This window comes from Burkholderia oklahomensis C6786 (assembly GCF_000959365.1).
Taxonomy (GTDB): domain Bacteria; phylum Pseudomonadota; class Gammaproteobacteria; order Burkholderiales; family Burkholderiaceae; genus Burkholderia; species Burkholderia oklahomensis.
The window spans coordinates 66,876-85,212 of the sequence record NZ_CP009556.1 but is presented as its reverse complement, the minus strand read 5'-3'; the positions used below and the strand labels follow the sequence as shown (position 1 = coordinate 85,212).

Below are 18,337 nucleotides of genomic sequence, written 5' to 3'. Positions count from 1 at the left end.
CAGCGCGCTCAATCAGACAGAGCCTTCCATGAACATATCGAAATTCTTCATCGATCGACCGATCTTTGCAGGGGTGCTGTCGGTCATCATCCTGCTCGCCGGGATGATCGCGATGTTCCTGCTGCCGATTTCCGAGTATCCGGAAGTCGTGCCGCCGTCCGTGATCGTCAAGGCGCAATACCCGGGCGCGAACCCGAAGGTGATCGCCGAGGCGGTCGCGTCGCCGCTCGAAGAGCAGATCAACGGCGTCGAGGACATGCTGTACATGCAGTCGCAGGCGAACAGCGACGGCAACATGACGATCACCGTCACGTTCAAGCTCGGCACCGATCCGGACAAGGCGACGCAGCTCGTGCAGAACCGCGTGAACCAGGCGCTGCCGCGCCTGCCGGAAGACGTGCAGCGGCTCGGGATCACGACGGTCAAGAGCTCGCCGACGCTGACGATGGTCGTGCACCTGATCTCGCCCGACAACCGCTACGACATGACGTATCTGCGCAACTACGCGCTCATCAACGTGAAGGACCGGCTGTCGCGCATTCAGGGCGTGGGCCAGGTCCAGCTGTGGGGCTCGGGCGACTACGCGATGCGCGTGTGGCTCGATCCGCAGAAGGTCGCGCAGCGCAATCTGACGGCCGACGACGTCGTGCGCGCGATCCGCGAGCAGAACGTGCAGGTCGCGGCGGGCGTGATCGGCGCGTCGCCGACGCTGCCCGGCACGCCGCTGCAGCTGTCGGTGAATGCGCGCGGCCGTCTGCAGAGCGAAGACGAGTTCGGCGACATCGTCGTGAAGACCGCGCCGGACGGCGGCGTCACGCATCTGCGCGACATCGCGCGGATCGAACTCGACGCGTCCGAGTACGGGCTGCGCTCGCTGCTCGACAACAAGCCGGCCGTCGCGATGGCGATCAACCAGTCGCCCGGCGCGAACTCGCTCGCGATTTCCGACGAAGTGCGCAAGACGATGGCCGAGCTGAAGCAGGACTTCCCGGCGGGCGTCGACTACAAGATCGTCTATGACCCGACGCAGTTCGTGCGCTCGTCGATCAAGGCGGTCGTCCATACGCTGCTCGAAGCGATCGCGCTCGTCGTGATCGTCGTGATCGTGTTTCTGCAGACCTGGCGCGCGTCGATCATTCCGCTGATCGCGGTGCCGGTGTCGATCGTCGGCACGTTCTCGCTCCTGCTGCTGTTCGGGTATTCGATCAACGCGCTGTCGCTGTTCGGGATGGTGCTCGCGATCGGGATCGTCGTCGACGATGCGATCGTCGTCGTCGAGAACGTCGAGCGGAACATCGAGAACGGGCTCACCGCGCGTGCGGCCACCTACAAGGCGATGCAGGAAGTGAGCGGGCCGATCATCGCGATCGCGCTGACGCTCGTCGCGGTGTTCGTGCCGCTCGCGTTCATGTCGGGTCTCACTGGCCAGTTCTACAAGCAGTTCGCGATGACGATCGCGATCTCGACGGTGATCTCGGCGTTCAACTCGCTGACGCTGTCGCCCGCGCTGTCGGCGATCCTGCTGAAGGGGCACGGCGAGAAGGAAGACTGGTTGACGCGCCTGATGAATCGCGTGCTCGGCGGCTTCTTCAGGGGCTTCAACAAGGTGTTCCATCGCGGCGCGGAGCGCTACGGACGCGGCGTGCGCGGCGTGCTGTCGAGAAAGGCGGTGATGCTCGGCGTGTATCTCGCGCTCGTCGGCGCGACCGTGATGATCTCGAAGATCGTGCCGGGCGGCTTCGTGCCCGCGCAGGACAAGGAGTATCTGATCGCGTTCGCGCAACTGCCGAACGGCGCGTCGCTCGACCGCACCGAGAAGGTGATCCGCGACATGGGCGCGATCGCGCTGAAGCAGCCGGGCGTCGAGAGCGCGGTCGCGTTTCCGGGGCTGTCGGTGAACGGCTTCACGAACAGCTCGAGCGCGGGCATCGTGTTCGTCACGCTCAAGCCGTTCGATCAGCGTCACGGCAAGGCATTGTCGGCGGGCGCGATCGCGGGTGCGCTGAACCAGCAGTATTCGGCGATGAAGGATTCGTTCGTCGCGGTGTTCCCGCCGCCGCCCGTGCTCGGCCTCGGCACGCTCGGCGGCTTCAAGATGCAGATCGAGGATCGCGGCGCGGTCGGCTACGCGCGGCTCTCCGATGCGACGAACGATTTCATCAAGCGCGCGCAGCAGGCGCCGGAACTGGGTCCGCTCTTCACGAGCTACCAGATCAACGTGCCGCAGCTGAACGTCGATCTCGACCGCGTGAAGGCGAAGCAGCTGGGCGTGAACGTGACCGACGTGTTCGACACGATGCAGATCTATCTCGGCTCGCTGTACGTGAACGACTTCAACCGTTTCGGCCGCGTCTATCAGGTGCGCGTGCAGGCCGATGCGCCGTTCCGCCAGCGCGCGGACGACATCCTGCAACTGAAGACGCGCAACGCGGCGGGCGAGATGGTGCCGTTGTCGTCGCTGGTGACGGTGTCGCCGACGTTCGGTCCGGAGATGGTGGTGCGCTACAACGCGTACACGGCGGCCGACGTGAACGGCGGGCCTGCGCCCGGCTACTCGTCGGGGCAGGCGCAGGCGGCGATCGAGCGGATCGCGGCGCAGACGCTGCCGCGCGGCGTGAAGTTCGAGTGGACGGACCTGACGTATCAGCAGATTCTGGCCGGCGACTCGGCGATCTGGGTGTTCCCGATCAGCGTGCTGCTCGTGTTCCTCGTGCTCGCCGCGCTGTACGAGAGCCTGACGCTGCCGCTCGCGGTGATCCTGATCGTGCCGATGAGCATTCTGTCGGCGCTGACGGGCGTGTGGCTCACGCAGGGCGACAACAACATCTTCACGCAGATCGGCCTGATGGTGCTGGTGGGGCTGTCCGCGAAGAACGCGATCCTGATCGTGGAGTTCGCACGCGAGCTCGAGCATGACGGCAAGACGCCGTTCGAGGCGGCGGTGCAGGCGAGCCGGCTGCGGCTGCGGCCGATCCTGATGACGTCGATCGCGTTCATCATGGGCGTGGTGCCGCTCGTGCTGTCGACGGGCGCGGGCGCGGAGATGCGGCATGCGATGGGCGTCGCGGTGTTCTTCGGGATGCTCGGCGTGACGCTGTTCGGCCTGATGCTGACGCCGGTGTTCTACGTGGTGCTGCGCACGCTCGCGGGCGGCAAGATTCACGTCGCGCAGAAGGACTCGGCGGGCTATGGTCTGCCGGCTCCGGACGCTTGAGGATAGAAAGATGAACAAGACCAAGATCAACGACGGCTTCACGCGTCTCGCGAAGATCGCGGCGGCGAGCGGCCTGCTCGTCACGCTGCTCGCCGCGTGCGCGGTCGGGCCCGACTACAAGCGGCCGGACGTCGCGACGCCCGCCGCGTTCAAGGAGGCGCCGGCGCTGTCGCCGGGCGAGCAGGCCGGCACGTGGAAGACGGCCGAGCCCGCCGACGCCGCGCATCGCGGCGAATGGTGGAGGGCGTTCGGCGACCCGGTGCTCGACGCGCTCGAAGAACAGGCGCTCGCCGCGAACCAGAACCTGAAGGCCGCGGCGGCGCGCGTCGAGCAGGCGCGTGCGGCGACCCGCGCCGCGCGCTCGCAGTGGTTCCCGCAAGTGGGCGTTGGTTTCGGGCCGACGCGCGAGGGGCTGTCGTCCGCGTCGCAGTTCCAGCCGCAGGGCGCGGGACCGACGAACGCGACGCTCTGGCGCGCGCAAGGCACGGTGTCGTACGAGGCGGACCTGTTCGGCCGCGTGAGCCGCAACGTCGAGGCGTCGCGCGCGGACGCCGCGCAGAGCGAGGCGCTGTTCCGCTCGGTGCAGCTCGCGCTGCAGGCGGACGTCGCGCAGAACTACTTCGAGCTGCGCCGGCTCGATTCCGATCAGGATCTGTACCGCCGCACGGTCGAGCTGCGCGAGCAAGCGCTGAAGCTCGTGCAGCGGCGCTTCAGCGAAGGCGACATCAGCGAGCTCGACGTGTCGCGCGCGAAGAACGAACTCGCGACCGCGCAGGCGGACGCGGTCGGCGTCGCGCGGCGGCGCGCGGTGTCCGAGCATGCGCTCGCGATCCTGCTCGGCAAGGCGCCCGCGGATTTCTCGTTCAAGGAAACGCCGATCGCGCCGGTCGCGGTGCGGGTGCCGGCGGGGCTGCCGTCGGCGCTGCTCGAGCGGCGGCCGGACATCGCGGCCGCCGAGCGCGCGATGATGGCCGCGAACGCGCGCGTCGGCCTCGCGAAGTCCGCGTACTTCCCGAAGCTCGACATCACGGGCGCGTTCGGCTTTGAAGCGGCGACGCTCGGCAACCTGTTCCTGTGGTCGAGCCGCACGTTCCTGCTCGGGCCGTTCGCGGGCACCGCGCTCACGCTGCCGATCTTCGACGGCGGGCGGCGCAGCGCGGGCGTCGCGCAGGCGCGCGCGAAGTACGACGAAGAAGTCGCGAACTACCGGCAGCAGGTGCTCGTCGCGTTCCGCGAAGTCGAGGACAACCTCGCCGATCTGCGTCTGCTCGACGATCAGATCCGCGCGCAGAACGATGCGGTCAACGCGTCGCGGCGCGCGGCGACGCTGTCGCGCACGCAGTATCAGGAAGGCGCGGTCAGCTATCTCGACGTGATCGACAGCGAGCGCTCGGTGCTCGAGTCGCAGTTGCAATCGAATCAGCTGACGGGCACGCAGGCGGCATCGACGGTCAACCTGATTCGCGCGCTCGGCGGCGGTTGGGGAGCGGACGTGGCCGCCGGCGCGCGCGAGCCGGCGCAGCAGGACGTGGCGGCGCGTTGATGGCGGCGGCGGCGCCGAGTCGCGAGCCGCCGTCGCGCTGATGCGCGAGCGTTGCGCGTTGCGGTGCGTGCGTTGCCTGAAAACCCGAGAGGTCGAGCGTCTGAACGTCGGGAATGCTGATGACGCTCGCGAATCCGAGCGTCCAAAAGCTCGAATGCCCGAGCGCCGGAACGTTTGAGAGCCGAAGAGCCTGAGAGCCGCGCGAACGCGACGGGCGTGCAATTCCGGCGCCCGTCGCGTGACGGGCGGCATTTGGAATGAACATCGGGAAGGGTGGCCGTCGCCATGCGCCGACGGCGCATGAAAGACGATCCGTGCCGAATCGATCCGGCCGCGTGCGGCATCGCGATTTCTGTTTCGTGCCGTGCAGTCTCGACTTACACTTGGCAGCGGCGCACGAAACACGTTGTCATCGTTTCGTTGCGCCGCCGGTCCGACAATAAAAAGCGCAGTCCCGGCGTGGGGCGACAGGGACTGCGTAACCGCCTGCATCCGAGGGCCAGAAATACTCGCAGACGGCACTACAATCGCGCGAGCGATGTCATGCGAGGCGGCTGCCGTGCGTGCCCATGCACGCACGGCGTGCTGCGCCCACCGAACCGCCGAGCATCACGCTCGCCAATACTTTCCTGCATCGGGCCGGCGTCTCGCGCCGACCGTCGAACCTCCGGCGGCCTTCGCCGTACCGATCCCATTCGGCGCGCCGGCGGATGCCGGCGCGCACGACAACCATCAGACGCGCGACACGTGCGCCGCAGTGTCCGCAAGCTCGGGCGCGACGCCGGACACGCGGCTCGCGAGCGTCGTCGCGACGGTGCTCGCGTAGACGTTCAGCGCGGTGCGGCCCATGTCGAAGAACGCATCGACGCCGAGAATCAGCAGGACGGCGTCGGCGGGCAGCCCGATCGCGGCGAGGATCACCGTGATCGCGACGACCGCGCCCGATGGCACGTTCGCGGCGCCGTCGATCGTGATGATCGTCAGGATCGCGATCGTGATCATCAGCGGCCAGCTCCATGCGAGCTGGTACGCGTCCGCGAGATAGCAGACCGCGAGCACCGTGTAGAGCACCGCGCCTTCGCGATTGAAGATGTACGACAGCGGCAGCACGGTCGACGCGACCGACGACGGCACGCCCATCTCCGTCAGCTTCTTCAGATGCACGGGGAACGTGATTTCGGACGAGCGCGTCGTGAAGCCGAGGATCAGCGGCTCGCTGACCTTGCGGACGACCGCGCGCGGCGAGTGGCCGGCGAGCTTGACGATCAGCGTGAGCCACACGGCGAGGATCGCCATGCCGAGATACGCGATGCCGAGCAGCTTCGCGAGCGGCGCCATCGCGGCGAGCCCTTTCGACGACAGCAGCACAGCGATCGCAGCAAAGATCGCAATCGGAGACAGCGACACCACCCATTCCGTCATCTTGAAGAACGCGGCGAGCATCGATTCGCAGACAGCGACGAACGGCGCCGCGCGATCCTGGACGGCCGCGAGCGCGCAGCCGAGCAGCACGCCGAACACGAGCACCGGCAGCGAATTGCCGGCCGCGAGCGCGCCGACGATGTTCGACGGGATCATGTCGGTCAGGAACTTCATCCAGTCGATGCCGCTCGCGAGGTTCGACGGCATCGACGCCGTCTGCGCATGGCTCGCGCCGATGCCGGGCCGGAACAGCCAGTTGAGCGCGAGGCCGAGCGACGCGGCGATCACCGTCATCAGCGCGAAGAACACGAGGCTGAACGCGGCCGTCTTGCCGAGCCGGCCGCGCTGCGTGCCCGCGCGGAACGCGCCGAGCGTCACCGACAGCAGGATCAGCGGCAGCACGACCATCTTGATCGCGTGACCGAACAGCGTCGAAATGAACGCCAGGTCGCGGCTCGCGGCGGGTGCGAACAGCCCGAAGACCACGCCGAGCGCGAGGCCCAGAATCATCTGCAGCGGTAAAGGGATTTTCTTATTGACCAGTGTCATATTGAGCTCGAATTAATCGAATTCTGTCCGGAGTGCCGTCGATCACGTGATTCCACATCAGGCGCCGCGCCGATTCCGCGTCCCGCGCATCGATGGCCGCGTAAATCTTCAAATGTTCGAGCGTGCCGCGCCTGACCGTCGCGAAATCGTTTCGCGGCAGTTCGTTCAGCGCATGGGTTTGCGCGCGCAGCAGCTTGTATGTCGTAAATAGCCGATCGTTGCGTGCGGCCCTGAATATTTCGTCATGAAAGACCCAGCCGACTTTCTGCTCGGTCATGATGTCGGCGCCGTTTTCGTCGACGAGCCTGCGCATCTGCGCATGCGAGCGCGACAGGCCGTCCGTCGCGCCGCCGCGCGCCGCGAGGTACGCGGCGGTGCTCTCGAGCGCGAGGCGCAATTCGTAGATTTCGCGCAGATCGTCGCGCGTCGGCTCGTTGACGAAGGTGCCGCTCTTGTCGACGATATTCACGAGCCCTTCGGACGCGAGCAGTTGCAGTGCGCTGCGCACCGGCATTTGCCCGACGCCGAGCTCGTGGGCGAGGCCCCGGTGAGAGATTTTCTGCCCGGGCGACAATCGGCCGTCGAAGATCCGCGAACGGATTTCGTCATAGGCGCTTCCCGTATCGGACGAGATTTTCTCCATTATCTGTGATCGCAGTTTGTTTGCTTGAATTTAATGACGCGAGCAACATTTATTTAGATTAACCGTATTGGCTGATGCGAACAACAAATATTTTTTGCGAACGAAATCTTTCACGGATTTAGAATGAGCCAATCAATTTTTTCATAAACAGCCGATGTTCGTCGATCAACAGTCGTACTCCATCGTGACCGTGCCGGTTGCGTCCGTGTTGCCGCTCAGGGCCAGAATCCTGTTGGACGGAGACGAGAACGCGAGCCGCTTTCCGTGCGACGACCACGACGTGACGCTCCATTTGGCGGCTCGGACATCGGACGGGATCGTCGCGGTCGCGACGATATGCCGGCAGGCGTTCCGCGATTTCCCCGCGGGTAGCGCGTGGCGGCTGCGGGGCGTGGCCGTCGAGCCGTTCATGCAGGGGCAGGGCGTCGGCACGCGGCTGATGCATGCGTGCATCGAGTATGCGCAGCGGCAGAACGGAAAAGTCGTGTGGTGCACCGCGCGCGATTCGGCGCGCGGCTTCTACGAATCGCTCGGTTTTGTCGCGACGGGCGCGCCGTTTGCGATCGCCGGTCGCGCCGACATGGTGTTCCACGAAATGCACCGGCTGCTGCCGGACGGCACGTGACGGTTGCGCGAGCGCCGTCGCGTCGCGTGTTCCGTGCCCGATGGGCGGGCCGCCGGCGTGCTTGCCGTTTCGGACGCGGCGCCGGCGGCGGGATGGGCGCGGCGTCCGCGCCGCGCATTCGACGAAGCCAATGCATCGTCCATCGCGCGCCGGACGATTCGCGTTCCGAAACACATCGACCCGGCCGTCCCGGCCTCGTCAATACGGCAGCGCGCCGCGCCACAGCCATGCGGCGACGATCGACGCGGGCACGCCCAGCGTCATCAGCGCGCCCGCGAGCGGCGGATCGAGTTTCTTGTCGATCGCGATGAGCCCCGCGATGATCATCGGCGGCATCGTGGCCTGCAAGAGCGCGACGGCGAGCGGCACCCCCTGCTGAGCGAAGACGTAGAGCCCGCAAGCGAGCACGATCGCCGGCACGACGAGCAGCTTGAAGCCGATGCCCACCGCGAAATTCCGGGCGGCGCCGCGCGCGCTGCGCAGGCTGAAGCTCGCGCCCACCGAGATCATCGCGATCGGCGTGAGCGTTGCGCCGAGCGCGGTCAGCACGTCTTCGACGACGGGCGGAAACGGCGCTGGCCGCAGCAACAGCGCGAGCACCATCGCCTGAATCGGCCGGTAGCCGGCGAGCTGCCGCGCGACGCCGCGCCAGCTGGTCGCGCTGCCCGCATACAGGTCGGCGGCGACGAGGCCCGCCGTGCACATCACGATGAAGTTCGCCTGGTCGACGACGAGCGCGTGGCCGACCGCCGCGCTTCCGATGAGCGCCTGCACGACCGGCACGCCGACGATCGACGTGTTGCTCGTGCCGCAGACGAGCGTGAGGCAGCCGACCGTCGCCTTGTCGAGGCCGAGCAGCGCGCCCGCGGCGAGCGCGAGCGCCGCGGTCGCCGCGAATACGATGGCGGGCGTCGCGAAGAGCCACGCCACGTCCGCGCTGAATGCGATCTTGTGCAGATGCTGCAGTACGAGCGCGGGCAATGAAATCTGGATGACGAAGAAGTTGAGGCTGGCCGGGAAGTTGTCCGGCAGGCGCTTGCTTCGCGCGAGCGCGGCGCCCGCGAACAGGCAGGCGAGAACGAGAATCAACGAAGCCATCGATCGGCGCTTGTACGAATTGGATGCCGGCCGGCTCGGTGGGCCGTCCGTGCGGGTTGTGGATGTCGAAAGCCGGCGCGGGACCGGGACGGATGCGGCGGCGCGGCGCGCGCGTTGCGTCGTGTGCCTTCGCGCGGCGCGCCCGCCGGACTATAACCCGGCGGGCGCCTCGATGCGAGAGCGTGCGAGAGACGGACGCGATATTTGCGCGGCATGTGCTCGCGATGCAAGCGACGCGCCTGCGGCGCCGCACCGCGATCGGCTGCCGTGCGCCGTGCGCAGCCAGCCGCGGCGCGGCGTCAGGCAGCGGCTTGCGCGTCGCCGGACGGCTCGCCGCAGACGCTCGCGCACCGTTCGATCATGGGCGCAAGCCATGCCTGCGCGGCGTCGGGCAGATACGCGTCCTCGATCGTGAACGCGCCGTCCGCGAGCATCCGCGCGCAGGTCGAGCGCTGGATCTTGCCGCTCGACGTCGTATGGATCTCGCCCTTCTTCACGCGGATCACGCCGCTCAGCGTCAACTGGCACGCGTCCCACACTTCGCGGCCGATCGCCGGCGCGAGCGCCGCGAGATCGAACCGGCCGATCGCCTCCAGCACGACGACGACCCCCGCCTGCTCGCCGCGCTCGACCATGATCGCGGCGAGCCGGTTCGCGCGGATCTGGTCGGACACGTTCAGCACCGCGCCTTCGATGTCCTGCGGATAGTAGTTGACGCCGTTCAGGATGATCAGATCCTTGATGCGCCCCGAGATGAACAGGTGGCCCTGGTCGTCGACGAAGCCGAGGTCGCCCGTGCGCAGCATGCCGTGTGCAAACGCGTCGGAACGGTAAGCGCGGAACGTCGCGTCGGTCGCGTCCGGGCGGCCGAAGTAGCCATGGCAGACGCTGTCGCTCGCGACGCAGATCTCGCCGATCGCGCCCGCCGGCTGCGGTTCGCCCGTCGCCGGATCGACGATGCGGATCGCCTGATGCGCGTCCGCGAGCGTGCCGACCGACACGACGTCGATCGCGCGGCCGTCGCCGTGCAGCGGCTCGAAGCGTCCGTCGGCGAGCGCCGCGTAGCCGGCGCGCCGTATGACGACGGGCGCGCCGACCTGCTTCGACGTCGCGGCGAGCGTGAGCTCCGCGAGTCCGTAGCATGGCGCGAACGCGTCGTAGCGGAAGCCGGTGGACGCGAACGCGTCGGCGAATTCGCGCATCGTCCGCGGCCGCACCGGCTCCGCGCCGTTGAATGCCTGCTCCCACGTCGACAGATCGAGCCGCGTGAGATCCATCCGGCTCGCGCGGCGCCGGCACAGCTCGTAGCCGAAGTTCGGCGCGCCGCTGCAGGTCGCGCCGTAGTCGGACACCGCGTGGAGCCAGCGCGCCGGGTGTTGCAGGAAGTCCTGCGGCGACATGAATACGGCGGGCCGTCCCGCGTAGATCGGCTGCAGGATCCCGCCGATCAGCCCCATGTCGTGATAGTGCGGCAGCCACGACACGATCAGCCAGCGCGCGCGGTCGCTGCCCCAGTGCTGCCGCAGCAGCCGCTCGTTCGCGAGCAGGTTGTCGTGGCCGACCATCACGCCCTTCGGATCGGACGTCGAGCCGGACGTGTATTGCAGGAACGCGATGCTGTCGGGCGCGACGGCGGGCAGCTCGGGCGACGCGTCGCCGATGCCGTCGGGGATCGCGCCGACTTCGCGGCACGGCGGCGCGGCGATGCCCGCCGCGCACAGTTCGGCGAGCACGGCGTCCATTTCGCCGGTGCCGCAGATCGCGAGCGACGGCGCGCAGTCGCGTGTGATCGAGATCAGCCGGCGCCGCTCCTTCCCGGTGCGCGGCGGCAGCGCCGGCACGGCCATCCGGCCCGCGTACAGGCAGCCGAAGAACGCCTCGATGAAATCGGCGGCGGACGGGAAGATCAGCAGCACGGGGTCGCCCGGACGGCCGTGCGCGACGATCTCGCGCGCGATCGCGAGCGCGCGGCGATGAATGTCGCCGTAGCGCATCACGCGATCCGGCAGGCGGCCGAAGCCGAGATAGCCGTATGCGAACTCGTCGGGCGTCGTCTCTGCGCGGAATCGCAGCACGTCGGCGAAGTTGGCCGCCGGCGCGAGCGGCGGCGGCGCGGTCAGCGATCGGCAGGCGGCGAGGGCGGATTGGATGGATGACATGTCGGATCGGTCCTCTTCAAAGTGTTGCGGGTTGCAGCGTCGCGGGCTCCTCGTGCCGGATGGCGTCGACGAGTTTGGTCAGGATGCGGCGCCCGGGGCCGAGCTCGTCCCATTCGTCGACGCCCGAGCGCAGCATGAAGCGGATGCTGTCGCGCCAGCGCACCGGCTGGTCGAGCTGCTCGACGAGATAATCGGCCGGCGTGCCGGGCGCCTGATAGGGGCGCGCGGTCACGTTCGACACGACGGGCCGCGCCGGCTCGGCGAGCGCGAAGCGCGCGAGGAACGCGTCGAACTCGGGCTTGAGCGGCGTCATGCGGCGCGAGTGGAACGCGCCGCTCACCTTCAGCGGGTGGACGGTGACGTCGCCGCATGCGTCGAGCATGCGCGCCGCGTCGGCGACCGATGCGGCCGGGCCCGCGATCACGGTCTGCTCGGCGCTGTTGAAGTTCGCGAGATCGACGTCGTCGAAGCCGGACTCGCGCAGGCGGCGGCGGAGCTCGGCGGCGGCCGCGCCGACGACCGCCGCCATCCCGCCGCCGTCGACCGACGCGAACAGCTCGCCGCGCCGCTTGACGATCTCGAGTCCGGTGCGGAAGTCGAATACGCCGGCCGCGAGGAGCGCGCTGTATTCGCCGAGACTGTGCCCGGCGAGCCAGACGTTCGCGTCGTCGTGCGTCTCGCGCCACGCGGCAAGCTGCAGCGCGTTGACGACGAAGATCGCGGGCTGCGCATGGCGGGTGCCGGCGAGCAGGCCGTCCGGATCGTCGATGCAAAGACGCGCGACCGACAGGCCCATCACGTCGTCCGCCGCTTCGACGATCTCCGGATAGCGCTCGAAGAGGCCCGCGCCCATGCCCGCTGCCTGCGAGCCCTGCCCGGGAAAAATCAGTGCCTTCATTTATGCTCCTGCGAACATGTAGCCGCCGATGCCGAGCGCGGCGAGCATCGCGATCGCGACGATTCCGCCGAGCTTGTGCTGAACGCGGTCGATGCGCTCCCATGCGGCGTAGTCGTCGTGCGCCGCATGGTGCTTGCGCCGGATGACGATCCACACGCACACCGCGTTCAACGCGATCGCGAGCGTGCCGAACGCGACTTTCGTCAGCAGCAGCGGCGTCGGCGCGCGATGCGCGAGCAGGATCGCGCCCGTGACGAGCACGATCGTGAACGCGGGGATTTCGACGTACTTGTCGGTGGTCCAGTGCAGCTTCGAGATGAACGCGCGTTGCTCCGGACTCCGATCGATCGCGTGCTCGAAGATGCCTTCGACGATCACGCAGCTCATCCACGCGGCGACGAAAATCAGATGCAGGAACAGTACGAGCTTCATGGCGTCTCCCTCATGTTCGGTCGATGTCGTTCGACGAAAAAAGTGCGACGGGCGGCGCCGCGCGTCACGCTGACGCCCGCTCGCGCAGCGTCGCGAAATGCTCGAGCAGCCGGCGGCGGAGAATCTTGCGCGTCGGCCCCTTCGGCAGCTCGGGCAGATCGTCGAGCTCGTGGAGCAGCACGACGTGGCGCGGGCACTTGTAGTGCGCGATGCGGCCTTCGCACAGGCGGCGGACGTCGTCCTTGCCGAGCGTCGACGACGGCTTGAGCTTCACGTACACGCACACCTCCTGCCCGAGAATCGGATCGGGCACGCCGAGCGCCGCGCATTCGACGACGTCGTCGCAGCCGTGCAGCACGTTCTCGATCTCGGCCGGATAGATGTTCTCGCCGCCCTTGATGATGAGATCGTCGACGCGCGTCGCGAAGAAGAAGTTGCCTTCGTCGTCGCAATAGCCGTAGTCGCCGGTATGCAGCCAGCCGTCGCGAAAGCGCTCGGCGCTGAGCTCGGGGCGCGCGTGATAGCGCGTCGCGACGTTGTCGCCGCGGATCAGGATCTCGCCCGTGTCGCCGGCGGCGACGGAGCGGCCGTCGGCGTCGACGATCCGCAGCGCGTTGCACGGCAGCGCGACGCCGATCGATCCGAAGCGCCGGCGCTCGGCGGGATGGCGGTTCATCGTCGCGAACGACGTCGTCTCGGTGAGCCCGAAGCCCTCGAACACCGGCACGCGATATTCGCTCTCGAAGCGGTTGCGCACCTCGTCGAGCAGCACCTGGCCGCCGCAGACAATGCCGCGCAGCGTGTCGTCGGTGCGCTTCAGCCCGTATTCGAGGAACGCGGACAGGAACGCGGGCATCACGCTCGTCCAGTTCACGCGGTATTTGTCGATCAGTTTCCAGAACGACGGCAGCGCCGACTTGCCTTCGAGAATCACCGAGCTGCCGCCCGCGATCAGCGGCGACAGCAGCGTGATCACTTGGCCGTTGTTGTGGAAGAGCGGCAGGATGCACATCGTGCGCGTGCCGGGCTCGAATGCGAACCAGTCGACGAGCGCGCGCGCGTCGGACAGCAGGTTCCGGTGCGACAGCACGACGCCTTTCGGGTGGCCCGTCGTGCCGGACGTGTAGAGGATGCTCGCGTCGTCGTCGGCCGAGAGGGCCGGTTCCGGCGCGATCGATGCATGCTCGTGCTCGGCTGCCGCCGCCGCGAGCGCTTCGAGGCCGAAGCCGGACGCGGCGTCGGCGCACGCGACAGGCGTGCCGTCGTCGCCGAGCGCCGAGCGCACCGCGTCGCGCAGGTTCGCGAGCCGCCGGTCGAAGACGACGAGCTTCGCGCCGCTGTTGCGGACGATGAACGCGCATTCGGCCGCGCTGAGCGCCGGGTTGACCGGCACCGACACGACGCCGAGCCGATGCGCGCCGAAGTAGTACGCGAGGAACTCGGGGCCGTTCGGCAGCACGACCGACAGCCGGTCGCCGCGCCGCAGCCCGTGCGCGCGCAGCTTTTCGGCGGCCGCGCACGCGAGCCGGTCGAACGCGCGATACGTGTAGCTGCGGTCGTCGGCGGGGAAGAACAGGAATGGTTCGTCGGGCAGTGCGTCGGCGCGTGCGCGAAGCAGCGCGCCGATCGTGTCGGGCTCGGCGCCGGCCGCGTGCGCAGCCGCGCCGGGCGCCGCGCTCGCTTGCGGCGCGTCGCCGCCGGTTGCGCGCTGCCGCTCGACGTAATGCAGCAGACGCTCGAAGCTGTCCAGCCGGTAGGCCTCTTCGATGTCGATGTCGATGCCGAATTCGGCGGCGACCTTGCCGAGCAGCTGGACGTGCGCGAGCGACGACCATTCGGCGAGATTCTGCATCGATACGCCGGGACCGAACGGCGCGCTCGTGAAGATCCGGCTGCCGAGAGCGCTCAATTGTCGTGAAAGCGAAGACACGCTGTGGCTCCTTGTCATGTAGTGGGAATCAGCGGGAGGCCGCGTCGAACAGCGCGAGCTCGCGGAACTGCCCGCGCAGGCAGTGGTTCGAGCTCATCGACGAGGCATAGCCGCCCGCGTTCAGGAGCGCGACGAAGTCGCCCGGCTCGACGGGCGGCAGGCTCACGTCGCTGCCCCACAGGTCGAGCGCCTCGTTGATGTTGCCGGCGACGCACACCGATTGCGCGGCGCCCGGCCGGCGTATGCACGGCACGGGCTCGCACGGGAGGTCGTAGAACGCAGGCTCGATCGCGAGATTGAAGCCGCCGTTCAGCCCGACGAAGCGGCGGTTGCGCTTGAGCTCGACGTACGCGACGCGCAGCACGAGCATGCCGCCGTCCTTCGCGATGAAATCGCCGGGCTCGATCGCGATCGAAAGCGGTCGGCGGCCGAAGCGCGCGTGCACGGCCGCACGCCAGCGCTCGAGGTCGAGCGGCCGGTCGGTCGCGCGATGCGGCAGGCCGAGCCCGCCGCCGAGATTGATGCCGCGCAGGCCGGGCACGCGCGCGACGAACGTGTCGAGTGCGTCGAGCACGCGCTCGAACGACGCGAGCTGCGGGTCCAGATATCCGCAGCCCGCGTGGCAGTGCAGCCAGGTCACGGTCAGGCCGTGTCGCGCGGCGAGCTCGAGCGCCGCGCCGAACTGCTCCGCGTAGATGCCGAACTTCGTGACGGTCGCGCCCGCATAGCTGAGCCGCTCGCTGTCGCCGTAGCCGATGCCGACGCCGGGATTCACGCGGATGCCGATTTCACGCCCGGGCGAGCGGCTGCCGAGCAGCGCGATCGCGCTCAGCGTGTCGCAGTTCACGTGCACGTCCGGCAGCGCGGCGAGGAGCGCCGCCTCGTCCGGCATCATTCCGTGCGCGGTGTACGAGATGCGCTCGGGCGCGAAGCCGCAGGCGAGCGCTTCGCGCAATTCCTCGGGCGAGCACGCGTCGACGCCGAAGATCGGCGAGCGCCGCAGCTCGGACAGCAGCGGCCGGAAGCGATTCGCCTTCATCGCGTAATGGATGCGGAAGTCGCCGTCTTGCAGGCCGCCGAGCGCGCCGCGCAGGCGCTCGACGTTGTCGACCGCGCGCCGCGGGTCGTACAGGAAGAGCGGCTCGGCGAATGCGGCGGCGAGTTCCGCGACGTTGCGCCCGCAGAAATGCAGGACGCCGTCGCGGTAGTGCAGCCGGTCGCGCGCCCACCAGTCGGCGGGCGGCGCGGCGTGCTCGGGGGTGAAAGCGTCGAGGTTCGCGTTCATCGGTGGGTGGTCAGGTGAGCGGTTGAACGGGAGAAGAGCGGCGCGAGGTCGAGCGCCTGCGCGGTCGTCGCGAGCGCTTGCGGCGCTTTCGCGCACGCGAGCACCGCGTCGGCGAGCGCGGACGGCGCGATGCGCAGCCGCGCGCGCGAGCCGTCGCGCTCGATGGCGACGCCCGCCCGCGCGGCAAGCGTATCGACGAAGTCGACGGTCGGCTGGTTGCCGTCGGTGCGTGCGTAGTCGAGCGCGACGGCGGGCAGTCCGGCCCGCTGCGCAGCCTGCGCGAACGCGAGCGCCACGCCGTGCTCGACCTGCTTGCCGAGCACCGTGCAGCTCAGCACGAATTCGGCGAGAACCGGCAGATCGGCGTCGGCGCGCACGAGCGCGAAGCCGCTGCAGCCGTATTGGCCGAAGCGGTCGGCGACCGTCAGCGCGAGTCCGCTCGCGTTGCGCGCGGTCGCGTCGAGCAGGTCGGCTTCGTGATACGGACGGCCGCTCAGGTGGAACGTCGCGGCCGTGTGGCTGAGGCGCGCGCTTTTCGCGAGCGCCGTCTCGTCGTCGAGCGGGACGCTCGTGATGCGCAGTTGCAGGCGCTCGAAGAAACGGGCGAGCGACGGGGGGGACGTCGCGACGTTCGACGGTGCGCCCGCGTCCGGGGGCGCGGACGGCGAAGCCGCAACGCGCGCGGAGACGGAGCCGCTGCGAACGCCGGTTTCGGCAGGCTTTTGCGCGGTTTGCGCGGTCGTCGCGGGGGCTTGCGAATCGCGGTTCGCGTGCGCGCCGATCGATGCGTCGACCGTGCCGGCTTCAGCGTTGGGTTCCGCCGCGGCCTCCGAACGCGTGCTCGCTGCCGCCGCCGGACCGCGACGAGCGATCCCGTCCGCATTCGCGCCGGAGCGCGCCGTTTCGCCCGTTTTGTCCGTTTCGTCATGCAGACGATCCGCGAGCCATCGCGCGAACGCCGCGAAACCCTCGATCGTCAACGGCACGTGACCGAGCTTGTCCGCGACCGGATCGAACGGCTGCGCGATCGCGCTCGTCTCGACGAAGTCGGCCCAATCGAGCGCGCGCAAGCCGGGCACGTCGAGCAGCGTGCGTTCGAGTTGCCGGCACGCGTCGGCGAGTACCGCGCCGCGCGCGTCCAGCGCGGGCGACGGCAACACGACGATGCGAGTCGGCGTCGCGCGGCCCGCGACGAACGACGCGAGCGCATCGAGCCACGCGTCCGCGCGCTGCGAGAGCAACGCGGCGAGCGCGTCCGGCGATTGCGCGCGGTCGCTCGCTTCGTGCCGCACGAAGTCGGCGAGCCGCACGAGCAGCAGCGTTTCGTCGCGCGCATGCTGCGGATCGGGCGCGAGCAGCGCCTGCAGCAACTGGTTGTAGCGCGTGAACGCGACGTCGCCGAAGCCTTGCGCGCGCAGCAGCGGATCGAGCGGCGACGCGGTGAACGTCGCGCCGACGAGCAGTCGGCGGGCGCTCATCGCGTGACCTCCGGCTCGGCGTCGGCGGCGGCCGTCGTCGATTGATAGAGCCCGCCCGCGCTCTCGGCCGGGAACCGGAACGCCGCGCGAACCTGCGCATGCGTCACGTTGAGCGGCCGCTTCAGCACCGCGCGGCGCGCTTCGTCGAGCGACGCATAGTCGTTCGCCGCATGCTCCTTCAGATACGCGGAGAAGTCGCCGCTGTCGATCTGATCGAGCACGCGCGCGGCGAGTTCGCGCACGGCGGCGGGCAGCGTGCGGCCGCGCCAGCGGTGATAGCCGACCTGACAGGTCGGCGAGCCTTGCAGCGCGACGACTTCGTCGAGCCCGATGTCCGCGCCGTCGAGCACCATCTTGCCCATCTCGCCGGAGCCGTAGACTTCGAGCAGCGCGGCCTTCGGATTGAAGCCGCGCTCGACGAGCACCTGAAACCCCGTCTCGACGAGATCGACGAGCGCGGGCGCGAGGAACTGCTCCTGGAACAGATCGAGGAACGTCTCCTGCCGGTAGCCGAGCGCCATCACGCCCGCGCGCGTGAAGCCGACCGCGCGCGCGATCGCGAGCACCTTGTCGCGCGCGTGGCCGGTGTTGTCCGCGACGATGTCGAAGTAGGCGGGCGCGCCCTGCCCGGCGAGGTAGTAGCGGCGGATCGGATCGCCGTACATGCGCGGCGCGAGCATCGCGAGGTCGCGCCCCGCGAGCGGGCGGACGTCGCCCTGCACGAGCGAGTGCCCGTGCGCGACGCACAAGAGCGCGCCGTCGCGCAGGTTCAGCGCGATGTCGACGTCGAACACCGCGCCGTGCGCTTCGTCCGGAATCAGCAGCAGCACGACGTCCGCGTGCGCGACCGCTTCCGCGATGCCCGTCACGCGATGGCCCTCCGCTCGCGCGAGCTCGAAGTAGCGGTCGTCGATGTTGCCGACGCGCACCGAAACGCCGCTGTCGCGCAGATTCGCGGCGAATGCGCGGCCCTGGATGCCGTAGCCGATCACGCTCACGGTCAGGCCTTCGAGCGGTTGCAGCGACGCGTGTTCGTCTTGATAGATGAGATCGTCCATGGA

13 protein-coding genes are annotated in these 18,337 nt (G+C 68.7%); 3 read left to right on the top strand and 10 right to left on the bottom strand.

Annotated features, from left to right (window positions below):
• The first annotated feature begins 28 nt into the window (after window positions 1-28).
• The gene (gene ceoB, locus BG90_RS18585) at window positions 29-3,214 is read left to right on the top strand and encodes a multidrug efflux RND transporter permease subunit CeoB (RefSeq protein WP_010107694.1); all 3,186 of its coding nucleotides are present in this window, start codon (window positions 29-31) and stop codon (window positions 3,212-3,214) included.
• A 10-nt stretch (window positions 3,215-3,224) separates the two neighbouring features.
• On the top strand, window positions 3,225-4,757 hold the full coding sequence (locus BG90_RS18580; RefSeq protein ID WP_010117924.1) for an efflux transporter outer membrane subunit: 1,533 nt from the start codon (window positions 3,225-3,227) through the stop codon (window positions 4,755-4,757).
• Between the two features lie 732 nt (window positions 4,758-5,489).
• Here the strand turns inward: BG90_RS18580 and BG90_RS18575 are convergent.
• Both BG90_RS18575 and BG90_RS18570 read right to left on the bottom strand, forming a co-directional pair.
• Window positions 5,490-6,728, bottom strand: coding sequence for a dicarboxylate/amino acid:cation symporter (locus BG90_RS18575; RefSeq protein ID WP_025990127.1), 1,239 nt, complete (start codon window positions 6,726-6,728; stop codon window positions 5,490-5,492).
• The gene (locus BG90_RS18570; RefSeq protein WP_010107697.1) at window positions 6,712-7,371 is read right to left on the bottom strand and encodes a GntR family transcriptional regulator; all 660 of its coding nucleotides are present in this window, start codon (window positions 7,369-7,371) and stop codon (window positions 6,712-6,714) included. Before BG90_RS18570 ends, BG90_RS18575 begins: the two co-directional genes overlap by 17 nt.
• Window positions 7,372-7,525: 154 nt before the next feature.
• Between BG90_RS18570 and BG90_RS18565 the strand changes: the two genes are divergently transcribed.
• Window positions 7,526-7,996, top strand: coding sequence for a GNAT family N-acetyltransferase (locus tag BG90_RS18565; RefSeq protein ID WP_010107698.1), 471 nt, complete (start codon window positions 7,526-7,528; stop codon window positions 7,994-7,996).
• A gap of 198 nt (window positions 7,997-8,194) precedes the next feature.
• Here the strand turns inward: BG90_RS18565 and BG90_RS18560 are convergent, their stop codons facing one another.
• From BG90_RS18560 to BG90_RS18525, 8 genes are all read right to left on the bottom strand, one after another.
• On the bottom strand, window positions 8,195-9,094 hold the full coding sequence (locus BG90_RS18560; RefSeq protein WP_010117926.1) for an AEC family transporter: 900 nt from the start codon (window positions 9,092-9,094) through the stop codon (window positions 8,195-8,197).
• Between the two features lie 299 nt (window positions 9,095-9,393).
• Window positions 9,394-11,253 carry a fatty acyl-AMP ligase gene (locus BG90_RS18555; RefSeq protein ID WP_010117928.1) on the bottom strand — a complete coding sequence of 620 codons (1,860 nt, stop codon included), beginning with the start codon at window positions 11,251-11,253 and terminating at the stop codon, window positions 9,394-9,396.
• A gap of 16 nt (window positions 11,254-11,269) precedes the next feature.
• A complete protein-coding gene (gene fabD, locus BG90_RS18550) occupies window positions 11,270-12,151 on the bottom strand; it encodes an ACP S-malonyltransferase (protein WP_010117930.1) in 882 nt (293 codons plus the stop codon).
• Window positions 12,152-12,583, bottom strand: coding sequence for a hypothetical protein (locus tag BG90_RS18545; protein WP_010107705.1), 432 nt, complete (start codon window positions 12,581-12,583; stop codon window positions 12,152-12,154).
• A 64-nt stretch (window positions 12,584-12,647) separates the two neighbouring features.
• Window positions 12,648-14,513 (bottom strand): AMP-binding protein, encoded by a 1,866-nt coding sequence (locus tag BG90_RS18540; RefSeq protein WP_010117932.1) that lies wholly within the window; start codon window positions 14,511-14,513, stop codon window positions 12,648-12,650.
• 28 nt (window positions 14,514-14,541) lie between these two features.
• Window positions 14,542-15,798 carry a diaminopimelate decarboxylase gene (locus tag BG90_RS18535; RefSeq protein WP_010117933.1) on the bottom strand — a complete coding sequence of 419 codons (1,257 nt, stop codon included), beginning with the start codon at window positions 15,796-15,798 and terminating at the stop codon, window positions 14,542-14,544.
• Entirely contained in the window at window positions 15,795-17,276 is a 1,482-nt protein-coding gene (locus BG90_RS18530) for a hypothetical protein (RefSeq protein ID WP_010117934.1), read from the bottom strand. The genes BG90_RS18535 and BG90_RS18530 overlap by 4 nt, the downstream gene beginning before the upstream one ends.
• Complete coding sequence (locus BG90_RS18525; protein WP_010117935.1) at window positions 17,273-18,334, bottom strand: NAD(P)-binding domain-containing protein; 1,062 nt, start codon at window positions 18,332-18,334, stop codon at window positions 17,273-17,275. Before BG90_RS18525 ends, BG90_RS18530 begins: the two co-directional genes overlap by 4 nt.
• Window positions 18,335-18,337: the final 3 nt, after the last annotated feature.

Bases quoted from the DNA above. Each gene is read 5' to 3' on its own strand.
- ceoB (WP_010107694.1), top strand. From the start codon at position 29: ATGAACATATCGAAATTCTTCATCGATCGACCGATCTTTGCAGGGGTG.
- BG90_RS18580 (WP_010117924.1), top strand. From the start codon at position 3,225: ATGAACAAGACCAAGATCAACGACGGCTTCACGCGTCTCGCGAAGATC.
- BG90_RS18575 (WP_025990127.1), bottom strand. From the start codon at position 6,728: ATGACACTGGTCAATAAGAAAATCCCTTTACCGCTGCAGATGATTCTG.
- BG90_RS18570 (WP_010107697.1), bottom strand. From the start codon at position 7,371: ATGGAGAAAATCTCGTCCGATACGGGAAGCGCCTATGACGAAATCCGT.
- BG90_RS18565 (WP_010107698.1), top strand. From the start codon at position 7,526: ATGTTCGTCGATCAACAGTCGTACTCCATCGTGACCGTGCCGGTTGCG.
- BG90_RS18560 (WP_010117926.1), bottom strand. From the start codon at position 9,094: ATGGCTTCGTTGATTCTCGTTCTCGCCTGCCTGTTCGCGGGCGCCGCG.
- BG90_RS18555 (WP_010117928.1), bottom strand. From the start codon at position 11,253: ATGTCATCCATCCAATCCGCCCTCGCCGCCTGCCGATCGCTGACCGCG.
- fabD (WP_010117930.1), bottom strand. From the start codon at position 12,151: ATGAAGGCACTGATTTTTCCCGGGCAGGGCTCGCAGGCAGCGGGCATG.
- BG90_RS18545 (WP_010107705.1), bottom strand. From the start codon at position 12,583: ATGAAGCTCGTACTGTTCCTGCATCTGATTTTCGTCGCCGCGTGGATG.
- BG90_RS18535 (WP_010117933.1), bottom strand. From the start codon at position 15,798: ATGAACGCGAACCTCGACGCTTTCACCCCCGAGCACGCCGCGCCGCCC.
- BG90_RS18530 (WP_010117934.1), bottom strand. From the start codon at position 17,276: ATGAGCGCCCGCCGACTGCTCGTCGGCGCGACGTTCACCGCGTCGCCG.
- BG90_RS18525 (WP_010117935.1), bottom strand. From the start codon at position 18,334: ATGGACGATCTCATCTATCAAGACGAACACGCGTCGCTGCAACCGCTC.